The sequence below is a fragment of the Methylocystis sp. WRRC1 genome, from assembly GCF_020733155.1.
In the GTDB taxonomy this organism is placed as follows: domain Bacteria; phylum Pseudomonadota; class Alphaproteobacteria; order Rhizobiales; family Beijerinckiaceae; genus Methylocystis.
Genome location: NZ_JAJFZJ010000001.1, coordinates 1,643,754 through 1,670,112, shown reverse-complemented (window position 1 = coordinate 1,670,112; position 26,359 = coordinate 1,643,754). Strand labels below are relative to the sequence as shown.

Here is a 26,359-nt window from a genome sequence, read left to right as displayed (position 1 = left end):
CGTGACAGTCCTGCAACAGCCCTCGCCCCTCACGCGCGCCGCCGTCGCGCCGCGCCGTCGCGTGCTGCTGCTCGGCGGCACGAGCGAAGGCCGGGCCCTTGCCGGACGCATCGCGGCCGATCCGCGCTACGAGGGTGTGGCGTCTCTTGCCGGGCGCACCAGCGCGCCGATGACCCTGGCCTTGCCGACGCGCGTCGGCGGATTTGGCGGCGCCGAGGGTCTGATGCGTTATCTCGCCGAGGAGCGAGTGGAGCGCGTCATCGACGCGACGCATCCCTTCGCCGCGCAAATCTCCGCGAATGCGCGCATGGCCTGCGAGGCGTTGGGAATTCCATTGCTCGTTTACGCGCGAGAGCCATGGCGTCCGGAGCAGGGCGACCGCTGGATCGAGGTCGAAGACAACGCCGCCGCCGCGCGCGCGCTGGGCGAAACGCCGCGCCGCGTGTTTCTGACGATCGGCCGCCAGGGCGCAGCCGATTTTCGCGCCGCGCCTTGGCACGATTACCTGCTGCGCGTGATCGAGCCGCCGCGCGCGGAGGACCTGCCGCCGAAATGCGAGGTGATTTTTGCGCGCGGGCCTTTCACGCGCGAAGAGGAAATTGCGCTGATGCGTGAAAGACGCATCGATCTCGTCGTCAGCAAGAACAGCGGCGGCGCGCTTACGCACGCCAAGATCGAGGCTGCGCGCGAGCTTGGCCTCACTGTCGTGATGATCCGGCCGCCCGAGCGGCGGGGCGTCGCGATTGCGCATGATCTCGACGCGGCAATGGCCTTTCTCGCGTCATGAGCCGCACGCTGATGATTCAGGGCACGGGGTCCGACGTCGGCAAGTCGCTCGTCGTCGCGGGGCTTGCGCGCGCCTTCGTCAATCGCGGGCTCAAGGTCGCGCCCTTCAAGCCGCAGAACATGTCGAACAACGCCGCAGTGACGGCGGACGGCGGCGAGATCGGCCGCGCGCAGGCCCTTCAGGCGCGCGCTGCGCGACTGGCGCCGTGCGTGGACATGAATCCCGTGTTGCTGAAGCCGCAAGGCGGCAATGGCTCGCAGGTCGTCGTGCGCGGCGTCGTCGCGGGGCAGGCGAAGGCGCGTGACTATCAGCACTGGAAGCCGCGTCTGAAACCCGCCGTGATGGAAAGCTTCGCGCGCCTCAGGGCGGCGAGCGATCTCGTTATCGTCGAGGGCGCAGGCAGCGCGGCCGAAATCAATCTGCGCGCGAACGATATCGCCAATATGGGATTCGCGCGCGAGGCCGACGCGCCCGTGGTGCTCGTCGGCGACATCGACCGCGGCGGCGTCATCGCGCAGCTCGTCGGCTGCAAGGCCGTGCTCGACGATGAAGACGCCGCGATGATCCAGGGCTTCATCGTCAATAAATTTCGCGGCGACGCTTCGCTCTTCGACGAGGGCATGCGCTTCGTCGCGGAGCGCACCGGCTGGCGCGCGCTGGGCCTCGTGCCCTATTTCGAGGCCGCGTCGCGTCTGCCGGCGGAGGACGCCTTCGGTCTGCGCGCGCAACGCGATACGCGACGACAAGGCGCCGTGGTTGCGGTTCCGCTGCTGCCGCATATCGCCAATTTCGACGATCTCGATCCGCTGAAGGCGGAGCCGGGCGTCGACGTCGTTTTCGTGCAGCCGGGCGAGCCTTTGCCCGCCAATGCGCAGCTCGTCATTCTGCCCGGCTCGAAGGCGACCATCGCCGATCTCGCCTCGCTGCGCGCCAATGGCTGGGACATCGACATTCTCGCGCATCTGCGCCGGGGTGGACGAGTCTTTGGAATCTGCGGCGGCTATCAAATGCTCGGGCGCATGATCCGTGATCCGCACGGCATGGAGAGCGATGTGGCGGAAGCCCCGGGTCTCGGGCTTCTCGACATCGAAACGACGCTGACCGACAGGAAGACGCTCACGCGCGTCTCCGGCCGCGCGTTGCAATCCGACGCTCCCTTCAGCGGCTATGAGATGCATGTCGGCGAAACATCCGGCGCCGATTGCGCGCGGCCGGTGCTGCGCTTCGACGACGGGCGCGCCGATGGCGCCGTTTCCCGCGACGGGCGCGTCAGCGGCGCCTATGTGCATGGACTCTTCGCGGACGATACTTTGCGCGCGGCGTTCCTTCGCGAGTTCGGCGCCGAAATCTCCGCGCTTCGCTTCGAGGAGTCGATCGAGGCGACCCTCGACGCGCTCGCGGCGCATTGCGAGAAACATATCGATCTCGACGCGCTGTGGGAGATTGCGCGATGACGGCGCATCATGCCCCGGCGGCTCCGGTCTTTCACGGCGGCCGGCTCGACGCCGCGCGGCGTCTTTATCCCGAGGCGCCGCAGCCCTGGATCGATCTCTCGACCGGCGTGAACCCGCATCCCTATCCCTTGCCGCCCGTCGCCCCCGAAGCCTGGTCGCGCCTGCCGGATGACGACGCTTTCGCCGCGCTCTGCGCCGCCGCCCGTCGGGCCTATCGCGCGCCGGCGGAGGCGGCGATCGTCGCCGGCGCCGGCGCTCAGGCCTTCATCCAGATGATCCCGCGCGTCTTTCCGGCGCGCCGCGTCGCCATCCTCGGCTTCACATACGCCGAGCACGAGGCCTGCTGGGCGGCTTCGGGCGCAAGGGTTTCGACTGCCGCGACGCTCGACGCGCTCGGCGAGTCGAATGTCGCGGTCATCGTCAATCCGAACAATCCCGATGGACGCGTGATCGAGCCGCGCGAGATCGCCGCGCTCGCGCAACACATGACGCGAAGGGGCGGGCTCGTCGTCGTCGACGAGTCCTTCATGGATTTCACGCCCCTGCACAGCGTCGCGTCGCTCGCGGCGACGGAAGGCGTGATCGTGCTGCGGTCCTTCGGCAAGGCCTATGGGCTCGCTGGTCTGCGGCTCGGTTTTGCGCTCTGTTCGCCGGCGCTCGCGGCGCCGTTGCGCGCGGCGCTCGGTCCCTGGGCGGCGTCCGGCCCCGCGCTCGCCATCGGCGCTCGCGCGCTTGCCGACGAGCGCTGGCTGCCCGCCGCCGCCGTCGCCTGCGCCACGGACGCAAAGCGTCTCGATTCGCTGCTCGAGCGCGCCGGATTTGGCCTTGTCGGGGGAACGTCGCTCTTTCGCCTCGTCCGCCACGACAAGGCCGGCGACTGGTTTTCTCGTCTCTGCGCGAGCGGCGTGCTGGCGCGGGAGTTCCCGCAGCGGCCGGAGTGGCTGCGATTCGGCCTTCCGGGCGGCGAATCGGCTTGGCGGCGGCTGGCGACGGCCTTAGAGATCGGCTGATGACCGCCGACACGAGGCAAAACCCGCGGCTGAACGCCGCAGCCGAGCTCGCGCCCGCTGCGCCCTTCTCCGACGACGAGCGGGCCGCGGTCTATCGCGCGATTTACACCCGCCGCGACGTGCGCAACGAATTTCTCGACGACGAGGTGCCGCGCGAGGTGGTGATGCGCATTCTCGACGCCGCCCATCACGCGCCTTCCGTCGGCTTCATGCAGCCGTGGAATTTCATCCTGATTCGCGACGCCGCCACGCGCGGGGCCGTGCATGAGGCCTTTCAGCGCGGCGCCGAGGCCGAGGCGGAGACTTTCGACGCCGAGCGGCGCGCCCTCTATCGCAGCCTCAAGCTCGAAGGGATTCTCAAGGCGCCGCTGAACATTTGCGTCACCTGCGACCGCGCCCGCCATGGCGCGACGGGACTGGGCCGCACCCAGCAGCCCGACACCGATATTCTCAGCACCGCCTGCGCCGTTCAGAACCTCTGGCTCGCGGCGCGGGTCGAGGGCGTGGGCGTGGGCTGGGTCAGCATCATGCGGGAAGAGGAGTTGCGCGGAATCCTCAATATTCCCGCCGATATAGCGGTCGTCGCCTATCTATGTGTCGGCTATGTCGACCGCGCCTATCTGCGCCCGGAGCTGGAGGTGAAGCGCTGGGCGCGGCGTCTGCCGCTCGACGATCTCGTCTTCGAAGATCGCTGGGGACGAGGGGTAACTTCTCCATAACTCCGCCTTAAAGCTTCGTGACCATTGAATGACGACCATTCGATCGGCTTTCAACAGCCTCTTAAGCCTCGCAGCCGATGAAGCTTGAGCTGAACGCCGAGTCGATCGATAGTCGACAAGCTCCATGCAGGGGAGCGGCGGAGACGCAGATCATGGCGGCGACAAACTTCGAACAGTTCTTCGAAAAGGCTTTCCCGCTCGACAGCGGCGCGACCCTCACCGTGACGGAAGTTCCAGATTGCGAGGAGGAGCTTCTCAGGCTCCTCGAACGGGCGATGTTGCGCGGCTTCGACAATCACGCGCGACTGACCGAAATCCATCTGCCGATGGAGCGGTTCCCCTTCATGGACTCGAAATTCTGGCATGTGCCGATCGAGGACTGCGGCAAGGCGCAGGTCCTGCGCTTCTTCTTCGAGGCGCCCGATACGCAGGCGCATTAAGTAGATCCCGAAGACTTCTCCCCAGAGACTCAGGCGGGCGCCGCGCGACCGCCTTCTTCCGTCGCCTCCCGCGGCTTGCGGCGCAGCTTGCTCATCAGAAGATAGATCACCGGCGTGGTGTAGAGCGTCAGCGCCTGGCTGAGCAGCAGGCCGCCGATGATGGTGATGCCGAGCGGACGGCGCAGCTCCGCGCCGATGCCGGTCGCGAAAGCGAGCGGCAAGGCGCCGAACATCGCGGCGAGGGTCGTCATCAGGATCGGGCGGAAACGTTCGCGCGCGGCCTCGAGCGCCGAATCGTGGATGGAAAGTCCATGCTCGCGCTCGCCCTGGAGCGCGAAGTCGACGAGCATGATGCCGTTTTTCTTCACAATGCCGATCAGTAGCAGAATGCCGATGAAGGCGATCACCGTGAATTCGACATTGAAAAGTTCGAGCGACAGCAGCGCGCCGAGTCCGGCGGAAGGCAGCGTCGAAATGATCGTCACAGGGTGCACGAGGCTTTCGTATAGAATGCCGAGGATGACGTAGACGGCGAGCAGCGCCGCGAGAATCAGCGTCGCGAGGCCAGCCGCCACTTTCCTGAAATCCGCGGCGTCTCCTGCGAAGGCGGCGTGCAGCCCGCCCGGCGGGTTCATCTCTGCGATGGTCGTCTCGATTGCCTGAGTCGCCGCGTCGAGCGTAGAACCCAGCGCGATATTGTAGGAGATGGTGATGGCCGGCAACACGCCCTGATGGTTGACGACGAGCGGCATGGAGCCGCGCTCGATATGGGCGAGCGCTGTGAGCGGCACCTGCATTCCCGTCGTGCTCGACACATAGACGCCGGCAAGGTCGCGAATGTCGCGCTGTCGGGACTGCGGAGTCTCGAAGATGACGCGATACTGATTGCGCTGCGTGTAGATGATCGTGTCCTGCCGCTGGCCGAAGGCGCTGTTGAGCGCGGCGTCGATCGCCGCGATCGGCACGTTCATGCGCGAAGCGGCGTTGCGGTCGATGACCACCTGCGCCTTCAGGCCGCCCTGTTCCTTGTCGCTCGTGACGTCGGCGAGCTCGGGCAGCTGCTTCAGGCGCGCGATGATCTTGCCGCGCCATTCCTCCAGCTCCTCCAGCGAGGCGTCGGAGAGGGTGAACTGATATTGCGCCTTGCTCTGGCGTCCCCCGCTGCGCAGGTCCTGCGAGGGCACCATGAAGACGCTCAAGCCGGCGATCTTGGCGAATTCCTTCCGCAACCGCGCGATCACCTCCTTGCTCGAGGCCTTGCGCTCGCCGGCCGGCTTCAGCGCGACGAAGAGGCGGCCCTGATTGGCGGAGGCCGTGAGATTGGTGGCGCCGATGAAGGAGCCGACATTCGCGACGTCGGGATCGTTCAGCAGGACTTCCGTGGCGAGCTTCTGCAGCCGCGACATTTCGGTGAAGGAAACGTCGGCGGAAGCTTCCGTCGTGCCGTTGATGAGGCCGATGTCGTCCTGCGGCAGATTGCCTTTCGGGATCGTTCGGTAGAGCTGCACGGTCCAGACGACGGTGACGAGGATGACGACGAGCGTGGCCCAGGGATGATCGACGACGGGCCGCAGGCTTCGCGCGTAAAAGGCCGTGACGCTGTCGACCGCGCCTTCGATCAGGCAGTCGAAACGTGTCGGGGGCTTGTGTTTCTGCGCGGGCAGCCAGGCGCAGACCATCGGCGTCACGGTCAGCGAGACGACAGTGGAGATGAGGATCGCGAATGTCAGCGTGAAGGAGAATTCCCGCAACAGCCGGCCCATCACGCCTTCCATGAAGAGCAGCGGGATGAACACGGCGATGAGCGACAGGCTGATCGAGACGACGGTGAAGGCGATCTGCTTCGACCCCGCGAGCGCCGCCTCCAGGCGGCTCAAGCCGCGCTCCCTGAAGCTCTCGATGTTCTCGATCATGACGATCGCGTCGTCGACGACGAAACCCACCGAAATCGTTAGCGCCATCAGCGACAGATTGTCGATCGAAAAGCCGGCGGCCCACATCGCCGCGCAGGTGCCGACGAGAGACAGCGGCACGGTGATGCCCGCCGCAATGACCGGCGTCGCGCGGCGCAGGAAGACGAAGACGACCATCATCACGAGGATGACCGAGATTGTCAGCGTGAACTGAATGTCGTGTATGCTCGCGCGGATCGTTTGCGTGCGATCCGACAGCACATTGATCTGGATGCCCGATGGAATCCATTTCTGAAGCTGCGGCAGCATCGCCTTGATCTGATCGACCGTCTCGATGACATTGGCGTTGGGCTGCTTGGTGACGATCACCAGCACAGCCGGCTTTCCGTTGAACCACCCCGCCGACATGCGGTTACGCACGCCGCGCTCGACCTTTGCGACGTCGCCGAGCTTGACGACCGCCCCATTGCGCGAAGCGATGACGATGTTGCGATAATCTTCGGGCGTCGACAGCTGATCGGTCGTCGCCAGCGTGATCTCCTGCGTCGTTCCCGCGAGCGCGCCAACGGCGGAATGGGCGTTGGCGGCGTAAAGCGCGCGCGCCACCTCGTCGACGCCCAGATTCATCGCCGCGAGCCGGGCGGAGTCGACCTGCACGCGGATCGCCGGCTGTTCGGCGCCTGCGATGCGCGCCTCGGCGACGCCGGACACCTGCGATATGCGCTGGGCGATGATCGAGTCCGTCGCGTCGAAGATCGCGCTCGTCGGCAGCGTGTCGGAGGTGAGAGCCAGCACCAGCACCGGCATGCCCGACTGACTCGCCTTGCGGAAGGTCGGCGCCATCGGCAGGTCGGTCGGGAGATCGGGAATGGCGGCGTTGATCGCAGCCTGCACGTCGCGCGCGGCGTTGTCGACATTACGGTCAATGTCGAATTGCAGCATGATCTGCGTGGCGCCGAGCGAATTCGTCGAGGTCAGCTCATTGAGCCCGGCGATGCCCGAGAGGCGGCGCTCCAGCGGCGCCGCGACGGACGCCGCCATCGTCTCGGGATCTGCCCCGGGACGCATGGCGCTGACGCTGACAATCGGGAAATCGATCGCGGGCAGGCTTGCGACCGGCAGGAAGAAATAGGCGATCGCGCCCAGGAGAAACAGCGACAACGCGAGAAGGGTCGTTCCGACCGGCCGTCGGATGAAGGGAGCGGAAACGTTCATTCCGCCGCCTCGCGCCGGCCCGCCTCCGGCGATGTTTGCGGCGTGCGGTCCGACACGATGACCGGCGCCGCGGGCTCGGGGGCCGGCAGGAAACGCCGGCGCAGGCGATCGACGGCGAGATAAATGACCGGCGTGGTGTAAAGCGTCAGCGCCTGGCTGAGCAGCAGGCCGCCGATGATCGACACGCCGAGCGGGATGCGCAGCTCGCTGCCGGGACCATGGGCGAGCGCGAGCGGCAGGGCGCCGAAGAGCGCCGCGAGCGTCGTCATCATGATGGGACGGAAGCGCATATGCGCGGCCCGGATGATCGAGTCGCGCGGCGAGAGGCCGTCGACGCGTTCGGCCTCGAGCGCGAAGTCGATCATCATGATCGCGTTTTTCTTCACGATGCCCATCAGAAGCACGACGCCGATCAGCGCGACGATCGACAGGTCGATGCGAAACAGCATGAGCGCCAGCAAGGCGCCGACGCCAGCCGACGGCAGGGTGGTGAGCACGGTGAACGGATGCGCAAAGCTCTCGTAGAGCACGCCGAGAACGACATAGATGGCGACGATCGCCGCCAGAATGAGCCAAGGCTCGCTCGCCAGCGACTTGTTGAACTCGGCCGCGTCGGCGCTGAACACGCCCATGATCGACTCCGGCATGCCGATCGCGGTCTGGGCCTTCGCGATCAACTTCACGGCGTCGCCGAGCGCCACGCCCTCGGACAGGTCGAAGCTGATGGTCGAGGCCGGGAACTGGTCCTGATGGGAAACGGAGAGCGGCGCGGCAACCTGGTCGATATGCACGAAGGCCGCGAGCGGCGTCTGCGGTCCGCCGCCCACCGGCGCGACATAGAGCTTCTCCAGCGCCGAGGCGTTGCGCAGATATTGCTGCGCGGCCTCGAGGATCACGCGATATTGGTTCGACTGCGTATAGATCGTCGAAATCTGCCGCTGACCGAAAGCGTCGTTGAGCACGTCGTCGACGTTCTGCGCCGAGATCCCGAGACGGCCCATCTTCTCCCGATCAATGCGCATCAACGCGCGCAGGCCGCCGTCCTGCGTCTCGGCCGCGACATTGCGCAGCCCCGGCGTCTTGCGCAGCTGGTCGAGGAGACGGTTCGACCATGTCAGCAGTTCGCCGGCGTCGGCCGCGGTGAGGGTGTATTGATATTGCGAGCGGCTCGGCCGCGTCGTGATCTGAATGTCCTGCACCGGCTCGACATAGAGCGTGACGCCGGCGACGCGCTCGCCCGCCGCCTTCAGCCTGTCGGCGATTGCGTCCGCGCCCGTCGTGCGCTCGTCGCGGCTGCGCAATGTCACCGTCAGGCGGCCGACATTGGTCGTGGCGTTGAGCGGCCCGACGCCCAGAACGGAGATGACGCCCGTCACCTCCGGATCGCGCCGGAAGACTTTTGTCACCTCGCCCTGCAAATGTTTCATGCGCTCGAAGGACGTGTCGGCCGAGGCTTCCAGCACGACGCTGAGCAGGCTCGTGTCCTGCCGCGGCAGGAAGCCTTTCGGAATCGTCGCGAAAAGCACCATGGTGAGGGCGAGCGTGGCGCCGGTCAGGGCGAGCATGAAACGCTCGTGCTTCAGCGCCCAGTCGAGCGAACGATAATAGGCGCGGTCGAGCCACAGCGAGAAGATTTCCCACCCCGTGTGCGTGCGCGCGGGGGCGTGGCGCAGCAGCGTCGCGCAGAGCATCGGCGTCAGCGTGAGGGAAATCACCGCCGAGACGACGACGGCGATGGTCAGCGTCAGCGCAAATTCGCGGAACATGCGTCCGACGACGCCGGTCATGAACAGCAGCGGGATGAACACCGCGATGAGCGACACGGTGAGCGACACGACCGTGAAGCCGATCTCGCGCGCGCCGTCGAGCGCCGCCTGGAGCGGCTTCTTGCCGCCCTCTATGTTGCGCACGATGTTCTCGATCATGACGATCGCGTCGTCGACGATGAAGCCGGTGCCGATGGTCAGCGCCATCAGCGACAGATTGTCGAGCGAGAATCCCGCCGCCCACATTATCGCGAAGGTCGCAATGATGGAGAGCGGCAGGCTGACGCCGGCGATGATCGTCGCGCGCCAGCTGCGCAGGAACATCAGCACGACGAATACGACGAGCGCCGCCGCGATCACGAGGGTGAGTTCAACTTCATGGATCGAGGCGCGGATCGTGTCCGTCCGGTCGTTGACGATCTCGAGCGCCATGCCGGCGGGCAGCGCGCCGCGCAGTTGCGGCAGCTCCTTTTTCACCAGTTCGACGGTGCTGATGATATTGGCGCCGGGCTGGCGCATCACGTCGAGCACGATCGACTGCTCGCCGTTGTACCAGCCGCCGACGCGGGCGTTCTCGAGGCCCTCGACCACATTGGCGACGTCGCTCAGCATCACCGGCGCCTTGTTGCGCCAGGCGACGACGATCGTCTTGTATTGATCGGCCTTCAGGATCTGGTCGTTGGCGTCGAGCGTATAGGACTGGCGGCTGCCGTCGAGCGAGCCCTTGGCGCCGGCGATATTGGCGGCGGCGATGGCCTCGCGCAGATCCTCGAGGCCGATCCGGTTCGCCGCGAGCCGCGCGAGGTCCGCCTCGATGCGCACAGCGGGGCGGACGCCGCCCTGAACCGCGACGCGGCCGACTCCCGTGACCTGCGACAGCTGCGGCGCGATAAGCGTGTCGGCGAGATCGCTCAAATCGCGCAGCGTCGCGGTCTTCGAGCGCAGCGTCAGCGTCAGCACCGGCGTGTCGGCGGGGTTAACCTTCGCGTAGACGGGCGGATAGGGCAGATTTTTCGGCAGCGTCGAGGCGGCGGCGTTGATCGCCGATTGCACGTCCTGCGCGGCGGCGTCGATGTCGCGGTCGAGATCGAATTGCAGCGTGATCTGCGACAGGCCGAAGGAGCTCTGCGACGACATGCTCGTCAGCGACGGTATCTGCCCGAACTGGCGTTCGAGCGAGGCCGTCACGAGGGAGGCGATCGTATCGGGGTTGGCGCCGGGAAGCTGCGTCGTGACCTGAATTGTCGGGAAGTCGACCTGCGGCAGCGGCGAGATGGACAGGCGCATGTAGCCCAGCACGCCGAACAGCAGCAGGGCGAAGGCCATCAGCGAGGTGGCCACCGGCCGTTTGATGAAGGGCGCCGAAACATTCATGCCGCGTCAGATCACTTCTTCGGAGCGCCCTCGTGCCGCCTGCCTCGCTCCCGCGGGGCGCCCTCGGGCGGCGGGGAGACATTCTTACCGGAATCCGGCGCCTCTTTGACGTCGGACGTCGAATTGACGACGTGTGTCTTCGCGCCGTCGAAGAGTCGCGAGAAGCCGCTCGTTATGACCGTCTCCCCGGCCCTGAGACCGTCGGTGACCACGACGATCGCCTCGTCCTGGCGCCCGGTCTTCACCGGCCGCATATGCGCCAAGCCGTCGTCGCCCAGCACATAGACGAAGGCGCCGCTCGGGCCGCGCTGCACGGCAGGGCTCGGCGTCACGATCGCGTCCCGGATCGTGTCGAGCATCAGTCGCACATTGACGAACTGTCCGGGCCAGAGCGTCAGATCCGCGTTGGGAAACGTGGCCTTCAGCCGCACTGTGCCCGTCAGCTGGTCGATCTGATTGTCGATCACCGTCAGTTCGCCGCTGGCGATCGCCGTCGCATTGTCCGGTCCCAGCGCGACGACCTTCGGAGGGCCGTCGCGTTGCGCCTTCTGCACCGCCGGCAGCGCCTGCTGCGGCAGCGTGAATACGATATAGATGGGTTTGAGCTGCGTGATTACAACAATTCCGCTCTGGTCCGACGGATGCAGGATATTGCCGACGTCGACGAGACGGATGCCGGCGCGCCCGTCGATCGGGGATCGGATCGTCGCATAATCGAGCGTCGTTTTGGCGCTGTCGATCGCGGCCTGATCGGCGCGAACCTGCGCCGCCAGCTGCTCCACGAGCGCCTTTTGCGTGGCGTATTGCTGAACGGAGGCGAATTTTCCGGCGACGAGCTTCTCGTAGCGCAGGAGATCGACGCGGGCGTTGGCGAGATTGGCCTCGTCCTGAACCTTTTTCGCGACCGCCTGCTCATATTGCGCCCGGTAGAGCGACGGGTCGATCTCGGCGAGGATGTCGTCCTTGCGCACGTCCTGGCCCTCGGTGAAGCCGAGACGCACCAGTCGCCCGTCGACCTGCGTGCGGATCATGACGGTGTTGAGCGCCTGCACCGTCCCGACCGCGTCGATCGTGACCGGCACGTCCGAGATTTTCGCCTGCGCCGTCGTCACGGTGACCGGCGCGTCGCCGCGCGGCGCGCCGCGCCGGCCCTCGGTCGTCTCCTTCTCGCCGCGGGAGGCGCCCGGAAACCAGCCGGCGCGATAGGCCCAGCCCGCCCCCAGCGCAATCGCCAGCGCGGCGACCGCCATCAGAATTCGCCGGTCGGCGCGGATCATGGCCAGGGCCCTTTGTCGGCCTCGTAAGCCGCGGCGGCGCGCGCGATTTCGTCGTTGCGCGTGGTCGGCGACCAGCCGCCGCCGAGCGCCTGATAGAGGCTCGTCGCCGCCTGGAAATAATTCAGCCGCACGACCGCTTCGGCCTCCTGGGTCGTGAACAGATCCCGCTCCGTCGTCGACAGGGTGATGATGTCGATCGTCCCTTCCTGCAGCCGCATGAAGGCGGCGTCATAGGCCCGGCGCGCGGCCGCCACGGCGGCTCCCTGCAGCTTCAGCTGCTGCGCCGTCTCACGAACCGCGATCAGGGCGTTCTCCACGTCCGACAGCGCCGTGAGGATTTGCTTGCGATATAGGGAGGCGAGTTCGGCGTAGCGACCCTTTTGCAGCTCGTACTGGCCCTGCAGATTGTAGCCGTCGAACAGGGGCTGCGCGAGATTCGTGGCCGCCTGCCAGGCGATCGCCTCCGGGCGGATGAGATTGCGCAGCAGCGCGGTCTGCACCCCATACTGTCCGGTGAGCGTCACGGACGGGAAGAAGGCGGCGCGCGCCTGCAACACCGAGAATTCCTGCGAGGCGAGCTGCGCTTCGGCGTTGGCGACGTCCGGACGGCGCAGCAGCACCTCCGACGGCAGGCCCGGCGCAATCTTGGGGAAGGTCAGCTTCGTGAGCGAGCCGCCCTTCACATTGACGCTTTCCGGCGTGCGGCCGAGCAGGACGGCAAGAACGTTTTTCGTTTGCAGCAGCGTCTGCTCGAGGGGCGGGATGGCGGCCCGCTGCTGGGCGAGGACGGTTTCCTGCTGCGCGGTGTCGAGCGCGCTGGCGGTGCCGACGGTGAAACGCGCCTGGATCGCGTCGTTCACCTTCTCGGCGATGGCGACATTGCTGCGGGCGATGCGCACGCGGTCCTGCGCGGTCAGCACCTGGAAATAGGCGTTCATCACCGCCGCGACCGTCGCGATCTCGACGGTGTCGCGATCGAAGCGGCTGGCGTTGGCGAGGAGACGCGCGGCGTTGGAGGCGTCCTCGTTCTTGCCCCAGAAGTCGATCTCGTAACTGGCGTTGAGGCCGAGCTGGAAGAAGCCGAAATGCCGCGCCTTGAAGCCCGTGGCCGTCGTCGTCGTTCCCTGGGTCGCCGGATTGGCGCCGGTGCTGGCCGAGGCGATGTTGAGCGTCGTGCCGGGAATGCGGGTCGTGCGCGCGACGTCCAGCATCGAAATACTCGGCCACAAGGCGGCGCTGGCGACCCGCGCCTGCGCATCCGCTTCGTCGATGCGCGCCACGGCGGCGGCGATGTCGAGATTGTCCGCCAGCGCCTTTTCGACGAGCGCCGTGAGCTCCTTGGAGCCGAACTTGGCCGCGAAGTCCTTCCCCGCCGGGATCGGCGCGGCGGATGCGGGCCTGGCCTCGCGAAAACGTTCCGGCGGCGGGGTTGCGAGGTCGGGCTTCTCCCACTCCAGATCGCAGCCGATGAGCGCGATCGAGGCCGCGCAGACCGAGGCTGTCCGCGCGATGCGCTGAAAGAAGGGGAAGTAGGCGAGGCCGGTCAACAGAACGTCATCTCCGATTCGCCACGGACCAGGGGTCGCGTTCAGATCGTTGCGGCGGCGCTCGACAAGGAAGCGTCGGCGAGCCCGAGCTCCCTTCGCCGCCCGCTTGTCCTCGGCGGACGCCGGAATGTTGCGCTGCGGCTGGATGCGCGCGCGTGGCCGCGCGACGCGCGTGAATCAATCTCTGCAAGCTCTCGCGCCGCGAGAGAAGCGTCAAGTTACCGATCGTTTAACCAACGGGGAATCCCCTGAAAAATCCTATTCGTCCGCATCCTCGGGCGCCGGGTGCTTCGGCGCGGCGGGTTTCCCCGCGGCGGGCGCCGCTCCCGACTTCGGCTTCGCCGGGGTCGTCTTGGCGGGCTGTTCGACGGATTTCGAGTTCTCCTTTTCCGGAGCCTTCTCTTTTTCCTTTTCGCCCTCGTGCGCGGGCGCGCCCTTACCCGCGGGCTTCGCCTCCGCCGCAGCGGGTTTGAGCGGGCCGGAAACGCGCGTCCAGGTCTCGCTCTGGCACAGGAATGCCACGAGGCATCCCGTCAGGGTCAGCTTGGTCGGCGAGTCATAGGTGATCTTGCCGGTGTAGGTCTTGCCGTCCTCCGGGTTGAACAGATCGCCCTTCCAGCTGTTCGGCCCCGTCTTGGCGGCGCTGCGCAGGATCTGCGGCGCGGGCGAACCATCGAGCATCGGCTGGATGCCCTTGGCGCAGAGCTTTCCCGAGCAGTCGTAGAACTCGAGCTTGTCGGTCGGATGGCCGTCGCGCACCCAGACGCCAAAAATCGAGTCGGCGGCATGGGCGGCGATCGGAGCCCACAGGGCCGTCGCGGCGAGGATGTGCAGAAAATTCTTTCCCATTCTCATGAAGCCGGACCCCTGAATCATAATTTGCGCGGAAGCGTTTCGGCCATAGCGAAAGGCCGAAAGGCGATGGTCGTCAAGTCGCATCTGAGGCTTTCCTGGCCGGAACGCGCGGCGGCCCGAGGAAGGCCGGCACGATGATGAAGGCCGCGAGCAACGTAAAGAACAGGGAAATCACGAGAAATTCACCCATGCTCGCGGTTCCCGGATGGCTGGACATGAACAGGCTGCCGAAAGCCGTCCCGGTCGTCAGCGAGCTGAAGAAGATCGCGCGCGTCAGGCTCGAGGCCAGCATGTCCACCATGCCCGCCCGCCAGGCGATGACATAGTAGATGTGGAAGGCGACGCCGACGCCGAACATCAGCGGCAAGGCGATGATATTGGCGAAATTCAGCGACACGCCCAGCGCCTCCGCCGCCTGCAGGCTCATGATTCCGGCGAGCACCAGCGGTCCGAGCGTCAGGGCGACGTCGATCGGATTGCGCAGGGCCACCGCCAGAATAATGAAGATTGAGACAAGCGCATAAAAGCCCGCCTGCAGGAATGCCTTCGTCACCGTCCTGCTCGCCTCCGAGACGATGATCGGGGGTCCACTCGCGTCGGGCGCCACCGCCATCACGGCGTCGGCGAATTTCGTCATGACGATGCGGTCGTTGCTGTCGCCCTTCGGCGTGACTTCGAGCCGCACCAGGCCCGTGTTGGAAATCCAGTCGCCACGCAGATCCTGCGGCAGCGATTCCGGCGTGACGCGCTCGGCGCCGAGAGCCTGCCGGATTTCGCCCAGCATTTTCTCGAAACCGTCGAAGATCGCCGCCCGCGCCCTTGCGCGGATCTCGGGGCTCGCCTTGGCGAGCGCGTCGAGATTGTCGGCGAAGCGCGCGACCGCGGGCGCCGGCTTCTTGAGGCTCTTTACCGCGCCGCGAAGCGCTTTGGCGGCGGCCGTCAGCGCCTTTACGGTTTCGGCCTCCGTGGGCGCGGGCTTCTTCCTGGGTTCAAGCGCGCCCCGCAGCTCCGAGCGCGCGCGCTCGATCAGCGCGAGCTTCTCGTCCTGGTCTTTGGGAATGAGCGAGTCGATCGAGTCGATGTGGTCCACTTCCGGAAGGGCGAGAAGCTTCTTCTCGAGTTCGCGCGCGGCCTCCAGCGAGGGGGCGAGCACCTCGATCTTGTTGGGCGCGGTCCTCGGGTCTTTCGACAGGTCGAGGAAGGTCGCGACCGATTCGACCTGCTGATTGCGCAGATTCATCGGATTGGAATCGAAATGCAGGCGCAACAGGAAGGGCGTTCCGGCGAGGACGGCCAGCGCCGTGAGGATCAGCACGAGCTTGCGGTGCCCCTCGATCCAGTGGTCCACCGCCGCGAGCGAGGCGGTCGCGATCGGCACATGTTCCGGGCGCGGGCGCATCAGCTTGATGGCCGCCGGCAGGAAGGTGAGCGTCGCGAGATAGGCGACGATCATTCCGATGCCGGCGATGAGGCCGAGCTCGGACACGCCGAGGAAAGGCGTCGGCAGGAAGCAGAAGAAACCCGCGAGCAGCGAGACGGCGGCGAGCGTGAGGGAGCCGCCGATGCCGCGCGTCGCGGCCATGATCGCTCGCTCGAGGTCGTTGTCGGTGTGACGCTCCTCGCGATAGCGGGTCGCGAACTGGATGCCGAAATCGACGCCGAGACCGATGAAGAGGGCCGCAAAGGCGACCGAAATCATGTTGAAGCGGCCGATGAGAAGGATGCCGAGGCCGGAGGTGATGGCGAGACCGGCGAGGAGCGTGATGAGCACCGCGAGGATGAGCTTGGGCGAGCGCAACGCGGCGAAAAGGATGAGCGTCACGACGACCAGGGTCGCCGTGGTGTTGAGCGCCATGTTCTCGGAGATCGTGGCGAATTCCTCATCGGCGAGCGGCACCTGTCCGGTGAGGCGGAGTGTGACGCCCTTATCCTTCGTGATCCCGACGTCGGCGGCTGTCGCGCGAACCAGCTCGATGGCGTCGGCGCCGGGCTGCAGGGCCGAATAGTCGATCACCGGCTTGATGAGCACCATGCGGCGCTTTTCGAGCGCGGGCGTCGCTGGCCCGGCGCTGCCGCCGCCGGAAAGCAGCTTGCCCCAGTCGACCTCTGTGCTGCGGCCGGCGAGCGTCTCCTCGAAGACGCGCGAGAACTCGTCGAGGCCGGCGAGGTAGCGGGCGAAAATGCGTTCGCTGACGGAGGCGGATTTCAGATTGCCCAGCAGGACGTTGGAGAGGCCGCGCAGGCTCGGGTCCTCCGCCAGCGGCGTCAGCACGTCGCGCTGGCCCATCATCATGCCGACGGTTTTCTCTACCTCCGCCGTGGGCAGGTAGAGCAGGCCGTTCTTGCGGAAGAATTCGTGATCGTCGGGCCGCCAGGACCGGGAGATCAGCGGGCGATTCTGAAGCGCGTCGTTCAGGCGGCGGGCGGCGTCGTCCGCCTCCTCGCCTGTCGGCGCGTCGATCACCGCGACGATGATGTCCTCCAGCGCCGGAAAAGCGCGATACATCGCCGCCTCGTTTTTCCGCCAGGCGATGTCGGCGGAGAAAAGATGAGCCGTGTCCGTGTCGATCTGGAAGCGGTCGACGGTGAGAAAAACGCCCCCGCCGGTCAGCGCGAGAGTGAGAAAAACGACGGTCCAGGGCCAGCGGAGACAGAAGGCGACCAGTTTTTCCAGCATTCCGTTTCCCCGAACCCTCGCGTTAAGACATTCTGCGGATCAGAAGGACCGCCTTTGAAGTTCGGCTCTTCTATACAAGCGCGCCGCGCCGCGACCAAGGCGGCGTTGCCGGCAGGCGTCCATGCGACAATTTGACGCTGGGCCGGGTTACAGATAGCTGAGCCACCACCAGTCGGCGCGACGGCGCTTGAGTTCCGCGAACCAGCGGCACAGCGGGAAAAGCGCAAGCACCACGGCGATCCACGCGACATAGGCGCCCGCCAACCCCGCGCCGAATTCCGGCGGCGGCGCGCCGGACTTCGCGAATTCGCCGATTTGCGCAAGCGAATAGCCGCGCCCGAGAGCAAGCGCCAGCGCTGCGGCGACTCCGAGGTAAAGGTGCAGGACGTAAAAGAAGAGGGGCGTTCGGCCGAAGATGACCAGCGCCTTTCCGGCCGCGCCTCTCACCTTCTCCAGCAGGGGCAGGACCAGCATGGCGCCGCCGAGGGTGACGAGCAGATAGAGCAGAGACGGCGGATATTTCGTCACGTTCAGAAACGAAAGCGCGGAAAAGACCGCGTCGCGCTGCGCGGCCCAGTCTTTCGGGTCGCCGTAAAAATTGCCGCTGCGCAGCGCAAGGAAAAGCGCCAGCGCCGCAAGCCCGCCGATCCGCAGGATGCGATCGCGCTCCCCGGCCGAGCGCTGGAAAAGCGGCCCGATCCCGTAGCCGAAGGCGACGACGCCGATCCAGGGCGCCGCCGGATAGACGACGTCGCCCCGAAGACCAGGCGGTAGCGGCCCCCTCTCGTGCAGCAGCCGCCACCACGGCCCCCAGGCGCCGAGATCGGCGGCGTGAATTCCATCGAGCAGATTGTGCCCGAAAATGATCGCAGCGCCGATGGCGAGCACGGCGGGCGTCGGCAACCGGGACAGCGCCGAAAGCGCCAGCAGGCCGCAGCCTATGGCGTAAAGCGTGCCGAATTCGATCTTTCCTGAGCCCATGCTCCAGATCGGGCTGATGAGGAAGGCGTCCAGAAAGATCAGCCAAAGGCCGCGCGAAGCCAGAAACAGCGAAAGCTTGCGAGGGTTTTGCTGGCGCGCGCCATAGAGGAACGCGCCGACGCCCGCGAGCAGGGCGAAGGTCGGCGCGCAGAAATGGGTGATGAAGCGGGTGAAGAACAGAAACGGATATGTGTGCGTCAAATCAGTCGGGCTGAAGCGGATGGCGTCCGCGTCGAAGAAGTCGCGCATATGGTCCAGCGCCATGATCACCATGACGAGGCCGCGCAGCCTGTCGACCTCCGGCAGGCGGCGCTCCTCGCCGGCGCCCGCGGTCATCCCAGCGTCGCCAGGCCGGGGAACATCTCCAGCAGCCAGAAGGACATTTCCTGCACGCCGCCGGTGAGGAAGGCGACGCCGGTGAAGATCAGCAGCACGCCGACGACCTTCTCGACCTTGCCGAAATGCTTGCGGAAGCGGGCGACGAAAGCGAGGAAGCGTCCCAGCGCGAAGCCCGCGACGATGAAGGGCAGCCCCAGGCCGAGCGAATAGGTTGCGAGCAGCAAGGCCCCTCGCGCCACGGTCTCCTGCGCGCCCGCGACGGCGAGGATCGCCGCGAGGATCGGGCCGATGCAGGGCGTCCAGCCGAAGGCGAAGGCCAGCCCCATCACATAGGAGCCGAAAAGCCCCATGGGCTTGGTGATTTCGGCGCGCTTCTCGCGATAGAGAAGCCCGACCTTGAGTATGCCGAGGAAGTGCAGGCCCATCAATATTATGACGCCGCCGGCGACCCAGGACAGGATTTGCAGATTGGCGCGGATCACCGCGCCGAAGGCGCTCGCCGTCGCGCCGAGAGCCACGAAGACCGTGGAAAAGCCGAGGACGAACAGAACCGCGGAAAGGAGCACGTCGCGCCGCGCCGCCGAGCGTGTCTCGATTTCGAGATCCTCCATGCTTACGCCGGCCAGATAGGTCAGATAGGGCGGCACCAGCGGCAGCACGCAGGGGGAGAGAAAAGACAGCAAGCCCGCAGCCGCAGCCGCAGGAAATGTGACGTCCGCCGCCATGATGGTCCTCTTGTGCTTTCGCGCGTTTCTGCCACAGGCGGGGCCCGGGCGCAAAGGCTGCAGTCCTTACTGTCGGTTAACACGCGGGCCTTGTCGACAATTAAGACTGCGTGAGGAGTTTGTATGCAATCTCCATTGCTGAAAATCAGCAACGGACTCTCTTCATCATGTCTTTGCAGTCGGATTTCGGGCCAGGCGCTGCGCGGGAGCGTATCCACAATTCTGTCGAGGTCGATCTCGAGGGCCGCTTCATGCTCGCGTCGGGCGCGGAACACCCCTGCCGGATCGTCGCAATGTCCACGGGCGAGATGCTGTTTTCCACACCCGTTCGGCCGCGGCTCGGCGAAAAGGTCATCGTCTATATCGCGGAGCTCGGCCGCTTTGAGGGCGGCGTCTCGCGCCATGAGGGCGAGGGCTTCGCCATCGGCCTGAAGCTGACCGAGATGAAGCACCGGAAACTGGCCGAGCAACTCGTGTGGTTCGCCAACCGCGACGTATTGGATCTGCCCGAAAACCGCCGCCACAAACGCATCGTGCCGATGCTGCAGTGGACGATCGTGCGCCTGTCGAACGGCAAGGAGAAGACCGCCAAGATCAACGACATTTCGCTCTCCGGCGTCAGCGTCGAGGTGAACGCACGCCCGCTCGTGGGGGGGCGCGTCATGGTCGGATCGAAGGCCGCGAAGGTCGTTCGCCTCGTCGACGGCGGTTTCGTCGCGGAGTTCGAGGAGCCTTTCGCGGAGGGCGAGCTCGACGAACGGATAAGACTTTAGGCGCTGGAACCGCCCGTCGTCGCGCTGCGCGCCCACTGTGGCGCCAAGGCCACTCACGATCAATAAAACATTTCTTCAACGCCGCTCCCGTTGCGCCCGCGCGCCCGGCTGCTGTAGCTGTTTACTAAGGGCTAGGGCAGCCTGCGTTTTTCATCAATTGGCAAAGCATTTCGTCGCATCAGCTTCGGGGCGCCTCATGCGTAGAACAGCAATTTCCATTACGGCGCTTTGCGCCCTTGCCGCTCCCTCCTTTGCTCAACAGAAGATCGGCAGCGCCTCGACAATCGAGAAGGACGTTCATGGAGCGACCACCGACCGCAGCATGAAGCTGAGGGCCGGGGACGAAGTCTATTTCGAGGAAGTGTTGACGACCGGCGCGGCAAGCCGCGGCAAATTCAACTTCGACGACCGCACCAATCTGCAGATGGGGCCGTCCTCGAAGGTCAGACTCGACAGCTTCGTTTATGCGGGCAATAACGGCGTCGCCTTCAGCGCCGCGAAGGGCGCCTTCCGCTTCGTCAGCTCGCCGGCCCACAAGAATTATGAAGTGCGCACGCCCACTGCGACGATCGGCGTGCGCGGCACCGCCTTCGGCGTGCGCGCGAGGCAGGGCAGCACGGACGCCGTGCTTTACGGCGGCGTGATCGAGGTCTGTCAGGCCTCGGGCGCCAATTGCCGTATCCTCGACAAGCCCTGCACGACCGTCACGGTCACCGACGCGGGCGTTTCGGCGCCGAGAACGGTCGGCAAAAAGGACTGGAGTTTCGACAAGACCTGCAAGGGCGCGCCGCCGCCCGGCCCGGGCGGAAACGACGTTCCGCCGCCCCCGCCCGGCGATGTCCCGCCGGGGGGCCCGTCCCCCTTCGACCTCGGCTCCGTCCCGGTCAACTGGGGCGGCCTCTCCATTGGCTTCAACGTCGGCACGGCGATCGGCAACGCCGAATTCGCCGATCCGGTCCCGATGAACGGCGTGGGCTTTCTCGGCGGCCTGAAACTCGGATACAACTGGCAAGTCCTGCCGAACATCGTCGCGGGCTTCGAGACGGACGCCGAATATCGCAGTGAAATCGGCGGCTCGACCAACGGCCACGGCACGGTGTCCAGCACGCGCGGCGGCTATCTGGGCACCTTCCGCGGCCGGCTCGGCTATGCATTCAACCGCTGGCTCGTCTATGGAACGGGCGGTCTGGCCTATGGTCACATCATCGCGCCCAGGACTTTCTCGGGCGCCAATCTGCTCGGCCCGGCCTACGCTTTTGGAACCAGCCAGAACAATCCGTTCCTGGCGGGATGGACGGTCGGCGGCGGCGTGCAATTCGCGCTCACCAGCAATATTTCGGTGAAGGCCGAATATCTCTACGTGAAACTGCAGCACGACTATCCGACCTATGCGACCAATGTCGCGCTCTATCCGGTCCCGATCTGCAACATGAGCGGATTGCACAGCATTCGCGCCGGCGTCAGCTACGGCTTCTCGCTGACGGATCTCTTCTCGGGAGCGCCGGGGCGATAGGCTCAGCAGCGGCCCGGCGTTCCAGTCGCCGACTGGAGTCGGGCCATCGCGTCGCCGCGAGGGAGCCGCCCTCGAAGCCGCAACCGTCCGGAAAGCGCGCGCCCCAGCTCGATCAGTCTGCGTTCGATTGTTTCGAACAGGACGATGCAGAAGAAAACCGTGCACGACAGCAGGCCGAGCTGCGCATAAACGCCGAGGCCGTTGAAGACCGGGCCGTTGCACAATTGCTGCCAGAGATAGATCGAATAGCTCGCCCGACCGAGATAGGCGAGGACGCCGCTGGACAGCGCGTCGTGTAATGGGGTCTTCGCGACGCCCGAAAGCAGAACCATCGTCGGAATCGCGGCGACATACAGGAATCTGTAACAGTCGATCAATTCTGCGCGGGCGCGTTCATCATCGCCGAATGAAGCGATGACGCTTCTGGGCAGAAAGACGATGAGCGCCGAGAGGATCAGCGCAGCGTTCCCATATGTTCTCACGCCGACGATGAAGCGCTCGCCATGTTTCGCCGCCGCGTAACCGGCGAAGAACAGCCCGTAGGCGATGAAAAATCCCGTTTTGCCGATCCACCAGATCGTGAAGACGAAGGGAATGGACGCGACCAGCGCCGCGCTCGCGGCGACGATGATCTTCGGCGCCCTTCGCAGTTCGACAAAGGATAGAACGAGGGGAAACAGCAGGTAAAACTGCTCCTCGAAGGCGAGGCTCCATGTATGGCCGACATACCAGTTGCAGGACACGAAAGGAGCCGTCGAATTGCACAGATAGAAAGCCGAACTGAAAAAATTATCGAGAGAAAAGTCGATGACGCCGCCTGCGCCCAGCGACAGGCAGACAAAGAGATAGAGCATCAGGGGCGGAACGATCCTGAACAGGCGGCGGGCGTAGAAGGCTGGCGCGCAAAAATCTCCGGAGGTCTCGATTTCCGTCAGGCATGTCAGGCTGACGACATATCCGCTGATGAAGAAGAAAATGAAAACGCCGGTTTCGCCATATTCGGAGACGACGCCGATCGGGCTCTTTGCGTAGATGGCGCCGATCTCCCTGTTCATGCCGAGGTGGTCGCAGAAGACGAGCAGCATCGCGAGCGCCCGCCATCCGTCGATATAGGCAATTCTGTTCTGCGCCCGCATGAAATGATCCACCCGCGCGCCCAAGCGCTTCCCGACAAGTTTCAGGAAGCTGTAGCGCAGGGAGGTTTCGCCGTGCTTGCGAGGCGATGTGGCTCTCGCTTCACATCTTGTCGCGCGTTCAAACGGAAAACCGCATACATTTTTCCTGAACGCGCTTTAAGGCGCGCCTGGACAGGGAGTTCCGGGGTCCTTCCGGTTAATCATGAGACGGAAAGACTCTAGAACCGGTCGACGCGATAGGGGCGCGGGTCGATGAAGGGCGTCTCGCCGGTCATCATCTCGGCGAGCAAACGGCCTGTGACCGGGCCGAGCGTCAATCCGTGATGGGCGTGGCCGAAATCGAACCACAGTCCCTTGTGGCGCGGAGCGGGGCCCAGCGCCGGCAGCATGTCGGGCAGGCAGGGCCGCGCGCCGCGCCAGGGCGAGGGGTCGAGGCGCTCGCCGAGCGGAAACATCTTGCGTGCAATAGGCTCGCACACCTCGATCTGCACCGGCGTGGGCGGCGCGTCGCGGGGAGCGAACTCCGCGCCGCTGGTCAGCCTTATCCCGCGCGCCATCGGCGCGAGCAGATAGCCGACATCCACGTCGAGGACCGGATGGTTGAGTCTCGCGCCCTCGCGCGCAGCGTAATGCATATGATAGCCGCGCTTCCAGCCCAGCGGCAGATTGTAGCCGAGCGCATGGAAAATCTGGTCGGACCAGGGGCCGAGCGCGACGACGGCGTCGCGGGCGATCACGGGCCCTTCCTCGGTCTCGACGCTCCAGCGGCCGTCGCCGGTCTGCAGCAGGCTCAGCGCGTCTCCGGCGCGAAAGCGCCCGCCGCGCGCGGCGAAGAGATCGGCATAGGCTTTCGACAGGGCGCCGGGATCGACGACGGAGGCCGTGTCGAGAAAATGCGCCGCGCCCGCCACAGCGGCGAGGTCGGGCTCCCGCGCCGCGACGCCGGCCGTGTCCAGCACGTCGATGTGAAGGCCGTAAGCGCGCAGCTTTTCTACGTCAGCCATGCCCCTCGCGAGCGAGGCGTCGCTGCGAAAGAGCTTCATCCAGCCGGTTTTTCGCAGGAGGGCCCCGGCGCCTGCCTGTTGAATCAGCTTTTCATGCTCGGCAAGGCTGTTTTCGATCAGCGGGCGGCGCGCCTCGATGTTCCTGAGCACGCGCTCGGGCGAACTCTCGCGCCAATAGCGCATCAGCCACGGTCCGACGGAGGGCAGGGCCGAAACATGATAATGCGCCTCCGGCAGCAGGTTGAGCGCATATTTGACGAGCCGGGCGGGATCGCGCGGGAAAAGATAGGGGAAGATCGACGACCGCTCGATCAGGCCGGCGTTGCCGAAGCTGGTCTCGAGCCCGGCCCCGCCGCGCCGGTCGATGAGCACCGCGTCGCGTCCCCGCGCTTGCAGATGCAGCGCCGCCGACACGCCCACCATTCCGGCGCCGAGAATGACAACATCCGCCTTTTGCATGACGTCCCCGATATACCGCCCTTCCGGACATATGCGTCCGATGGGCTCATTCGCAACTTTCCGGGCCGCGGCGAATTTGCGCGGCTGATGGCTTCATGCAACGCCTGTGCTAGTTGTGCATAGTGATACAACCGCAGATATGAGCAGGCGCGAAATGCAGACAAAGAAATATTTTCTCATTTTCGCTTTCGTGACGGTTTCCGCCATCGCCTTGCTCTATGGCGTGTCGCCCCGCTGGTTCGCCGCCGCCTTTCTCGGCGTCGACGAACTCGATCCCGACCTTGCGCATATCCTTCGGGCCGTCATGGGCCTTTATCTGGCTCTCGGCTTTTTCTGGCTCTACGCGGCCTTCAATGACGCCTGCCGGAACACGGCCGTGCTGACGACGGCCGTTTTCTCGGGCGGCCTCGTGGCCGGGCGCATCGTGAGCCTGTTCGCGGACGGAACGCCGGCGACATTGCTTCTCGTCTACGCCGCCATGGAGATCACGCTCGTTCCGCTCGCCATCTGGGTCTGGCGCCTGCCGGATTGACCGCGGCCCGCGAATTTGCGAACCGAGGTCGTATCGCCGCCGGCGCGAGAGCGCTCGCGGCGGCCTGCTTTCATGTTCGTATCCGTCGAGGCCCCATGATCCCCCGCTATTCCCGTCCGGAAATGACCGTCATCTGGGAGCCCCAGACCCGTTTCCGGATCTGGTTCGAGATCGAGGCCTACGCCTGCGACGCGCTCGCCGAGCTGGGCGTCATCCCCAGGGAAAGCGCGAAAAACATCTGGGACAAGGCGGATTTCGTCGAGTTCGACGTCGCCCGCATCGACGAGATCGAGCGCGTGACGAAGCATGACGTCATCGCCTTCCTGACCCATCTCGCGGAATTCATCGGGCCGGATTCGCGCTTCGTGCATCAGGGCATGACGTCTTCCGACGTGCTCGACACCTGCCTCGCCGTTCAGCTCTCGCGCGCGGCGGACCTGCTCATCGCCGACGTGGACGCGCTGCTGGCCGCGATCAGGAAGCGCGCCTTCGAGCATAAATTCACGCCGACCATCGGCCGCTCGCATGGCATTCACGCCGAGCCGGTCACCTTCGGGCTGAAAATGGCGCAGGCCTACGCCGAATTCACCCGCAACCGCGAGCGCCTCGTCCACGCCCGCAAGGAGATCGCGACCTGCGCCATTTCCGGCGCCGTGGGCACTTTCGCCAATATCGATCCACGCGTCGAGGAATATGTCGCCCACAAGATGGGGCTCGTTCCCGAGCCCGTTTCGACGCAGGTGATCCCCCGCGACCGTCACGCCGCCTTCTTCGCCACGCTCGGCGTCGTCGCGTCCTCCATCGAGCGGCTCGCGATTGAAATCCGTCATCTGCAGCGCACGGAAGTGCTGGAGGCCGAGGAATATTTCTCGGCCGGCCAGAAGGGCTCTTCCGCCATGCCGCACAAGCGCAATCCCGTGCTCACGGAAAACCTCACCGGCCTTGCGCGCCTCGTGCGCGGCATGGCCATTCCGGCCATGGAGAATGTGGCGCTCTGGCACGAGCGCGACATTTCCCACTCCTCCGTCGAGCGCATGATCGGCCCCGACGCGACGGTGACGCTCGACTTCGCGCTCGTGCGGCTGACGAACGTCATCGACAATCTGCTCGTCTATCCCGAGAACATGCAGAAGAATCTCGACAGGCTCGGGGGCCTCGTCCACTCGCAGCGCGTGCTGCTCGCTTTGACGCAAAAGGGCGTCTCGCGCGAGGACTCCTATGCGATGGTGCAGCGAAACGCCATGCCGGTGTGGCGCGGCGAGGGCGAGTTCCGCACACTGCTAGGGCAAGACAAGGACGTGAGCGCGAAGCTCACGCCCGCTGAACTCGACGAGCTGTTCGACCTCTCGTACCACTTTAAGCATGTGGATACGATTTTCCGGCGGGTGTTCGGCGAAGCATAGGCTTCGCGTCGATCTCCCAATAGCCGAGCCGCACCTCCCGCGCGAAGGCGATGAGGGCGGCCGTGAAGAGCGCCATCGCCAGAGCGAAAAGGAGGCCCGCTCCATATTCGTGGGGAATATGGAAGAACGCGGCCGCAAAACTGACAATGACGAGAAGGCTGGTGACGATGCAACTCGCCACGCCCCAATAGATGGCGCGGTGCATAAGGTCGGCGCGCCGCCTCAAGACCCGCAGCTCGCTCTCGCGATCTCCTGCCTCCTGATCGCCCATCGACCGCGAACGGTCGATGATGCGATCGAGCCGCGAGACCAGCACCGCAAGGAGCTGCGCCTCCGCCGCAAGCAGAAAGGCGGGGCCGGTAACTTCGGAAATCACATTAGAAAGCTGTTCGATCGAGGGCGTGTTGATCAGCATCGCGCGTCTCGCAACAAGGTGAAGCCTTCGCCTATATTACACGTA

At 65.5% G+C, this 26,359-nt stretch carries 20 protein-coding genes; 9 read left to right on the top strand and 11 right to left on the bottom strand.

Going from position 1 to position 26,359, the window contains the following annotated elements:
• Position 1: 1 nt before the first annotated feature.
• From LG047_RS08070 to LG047_RS08050, 5 genes are all read left to right on the top strand, one after another.
• Positions 2 to 787: a cobalt-precorrin-6A reductase gene (locus tag LG047_RS08070; RefSeq protein ID WP_227966227.1), complete on the top strand. Its 786-nt coding sequence runs from the start codon at positions 2 to 4 to the stop codon at positions 785 to 787.
• The gene (locus LG047_RS08065; protein WP_227966226.1) at positions 784 to 2,241 is read left to right on the top strand and encodes a cobyric acid synthase; all 1,458 of its coding nucleotides are present in this window, start codon (positions 784 to 786) and stop codon (positions 2,239 to 2,241) included. The genes LG047_RS08070 and LG047_RS08065 overlap by 4 nt, the downstream gene beginning before the upstream one ends.
• Positions 2,238 to 3,251, top strand: coding sequence for a threonine-phosphate decarboxylase CobD (gene cobD, locus LG047_RS08060; RefSeq protein WP_227966225.1), 1,014 nt, complete (start codon positions 2,238 to 2,240; stop codon positions 3,249 to 3,251). The genes LG047_RS08065 and cobD overlap by 4 nt, the downstream gene beginning before the upstream one ends.
• Positions 3,251 to 3,970, top strand: coding sequence for a 5,6-dimethylbenzimidazole synthase (bluB, locus tag LG047_RS08055; RefSeq protein ID WP_227966224.1), 720 nt, complete (start codon positions 3,251 to 3,253; stop codon positions 3,968 to 3,970). The genes cobD and bluB overlap by 1 nt, the downstream gene beginning before the upstream one ends.
• A 152-nt stretch (positions 3,971 to 4,122) precedes the next feature.
• Positions 4,123 to 4,410, top strand: coding sequence for a hypothetical protein (locus LG047_RS08050; protein ID WP_036288126.1), 288 nt, complete (start codon positions 4,123 to 4,125; stop codon positions 4,408 to 4,410).
• A gap of 29 nt (positions 4,411 to 4,439) precedes the next feature.
• Here LG047_RS08050 and LG047_RS08045 read toward each other — a convergent pair whose 3' ends face one another.
• From LG047_RS08045 to LG047_RS08010, 8 genes are all read right to left on the bottom strand, one after another.
• Positions 4,440 to 7,538 carry an efflux RND transporter permease subunit gene (locus LG047_RS08045; RefSeq protein ID WP_227966223.1) on the bottom strand — a complete coding sequence of 1,033 codons (3,099 nt, stop codon included), beginning with the start codon at positions 7,536 to 7,538 and terminating at the stop codon, positions 4,440 to 4,442.
• Entirely contained in the window at positions 7,535 to 10,678 is a 3,144-nt protein-coding gene (locus LG047_RS08040; protein WP_227966222.1) for an efflux RND transporter permease subunit, read from the bottom strand. The genes LG047_RS08045 and LG047_RS08040 overlap by 4 nt, the downstream gene beginning before the upstream one ends.
• An 11-nt stretch (positions 10,679 to 10,689) precedes the next feature.
• The gene (locus LG047_RS08035; protein WP_227966221.1) at positions 10,690 to 11,955 is read right to left on the bottom strand and encodes an efflux RND transporter periplasmic adaptor subunit; all 1,266 of its coding nucleotides are present in this window, start codon (positions 11,953 to 11,955) and stop codon (positions 10,690 to 10,692) included.
• On the bottom strand, positions 11,952 to 13,502 hold the full coding sequence (locus LG047_RS08030; RefSeq protein WP_227966220.1) for an efflux transporter outer membrane subunit: 1,551 nt from the start codon (positions 13,500 to 13,502) through the stop codon (positions 11,952 to 11,954). Before LG047_RS08030 ends, LG047_RS08035 begins: the two co-directional genes overlap by 4 nt.
• A gap of 258 nt (positions 13,503 to 13,760) precedes the next feature.
• Positions 13,761 to 14,357, bottom strand: coding sequence for a DUF2147 domain-containing protein (locus tag LG047_RS08025; protein WP_227966219.1), 597 nt, complete (start codon positions 14,355 to 14,357; stop codon positions 13,761 to 13,763).
• A 73-nt stretch (positions 14,358 to 14,430) separates the two neighbouring features.
• Positions 14,431 to 17,034 carry an MMPL family transporter gene (locus LG047_RS08020; protein ID WP_227966218.1) on the bottom strand — a complete coding sequence of 868 codons (2,604 nt, stop codon included), beginning with the start codon at positions 17,032 to 17,034 and terminating at the stop codon, positions 14,431 to 14,433.
• A gap of 147 nt (positions 17,035 to 17,181) precedes the next feature.
• On the bottom strand, positions 17,182 to 18,351 hold the full coding sequence (locus tag LG047_RS08015; protein WP_227966217.1) for a DUF1624 domain-containing protein: 1,170 nt from the start codon (positions 18,349 to 18,351) through the stop codon (positions 17,182 to 17,184).
• Entirely contained in the window at positions 18,348 to 19,079 is a 732-nt protein-coding gene (locus LG047_RS08010; RefSeq protein ID WP_227966216.1) for a cytochrome c biogenesis CcdA family protein, read from the bottom strand. Before LG047_RS08010 ends, LG047_RS08015 begins: the two co-directional genes overlap by 4 nt.
• A 167-nt stretch (positions 19,080 to 19,246) precedes the next feature.
• Between LG047_RS08010 and LG047_RS08005 the strand changes: the two genes are divergently transcribed.
• A complete protein-coding gene (locus LG047_RS08005; protein ID WP_227966215.1) occupies positions 19,247 to 19,852 on the top strand; it encodes a PilZ domain-containing protein in 606 nt (201 codons plus the stop codon).
• Between the two features lie 196 nt (positions 19,853 to 20,048).
• Complete coding sequence (locus tag LG047_RS08000; protein WP_227966214.1) at positions 20,049 to 21,365, top strand: FecR domain-containing protein; 1,317 nt, start codon at positions 20,049 to 20,051, stop codon at positions 21,363 to 21,365.
• Between the two features lie 2 nt (positions 21,366 to 21,367).
• On the opposite strand, the gene LG047_RS07995 is transcribed toward LG047_RS08000, so the two are convergent.
• Together LG047_RS07995 and LG047_RS07990 are read right to left on the bottom strand one after the other, a co-directional pair.
• The gene (locus LG047_RS07995; protein WP_227966213.1) at positions 21,368 to 22,501 is read right to left on the bottom strand and encodes an acyltransferase; all 1,134 of its coding nucleotides are present in this window, start codon (positions 22,499 to 22,501) and stop codon (positions 21,368 to 21,370) included.
• A 218-nt stretch (positions 22,502 to 22,719) separates the two neighbouring features.
• A complete protein-coding gene (locus tag LG047_RS07990) occupies positions 22,720 to 23,964 on the bottom strand; it encodes an FAD-binding oxidoreductase (RefSeq protein ID WP_036283617.1) in 1,245 nt (414 codons plus the stop codon).
• Between the two features lie 154 nt (positions 23,965 to 24,118).
• Here LG047_RS07990 and LG047_RS07985 point away from each other — a divergent pair, with 154 nt between their 5' ends.
• Complete coding sequence (locus LG047_RS07985) at positions 24,119 to 24,496, top strand: DUF4345 domain-containing protein (protein WP_036288117.1); 378 nt, start codon at positions 24,119 to 24,121, stop codon at positions 24,494 to 24,496.
• Positions 24,497 to 24,591: 95 nt separating this feature from the next.
• Entirely contained in the window at positions 24,592 to 25,899 is a 1,308-nt protein-coding gene (purB, locus tag LG047_RS07980; protein ID WP_227966212.1) for an adenylosuccinate lyase, read from the top strand.
• Here purB and LG047_RS07975 read toward each other — a convergent pair.
• Positions 25,853 to 26,314, bottom strand: coding sequence for a DUF2721 domain-containing protein (locus LG047_RS07975; RefSeq protein ID WP_227966211.1), 462 nt, complete (start codon positions 26,312 to 26,314; stop codon positions 25,853 to 25,855). The two genes, purB and LG047_RS07975, sit on opposite strands and share 47 nt — an antisense overlap.
• Positions 26,315 to 26,359: the final 45 nt, after the last annotated feature.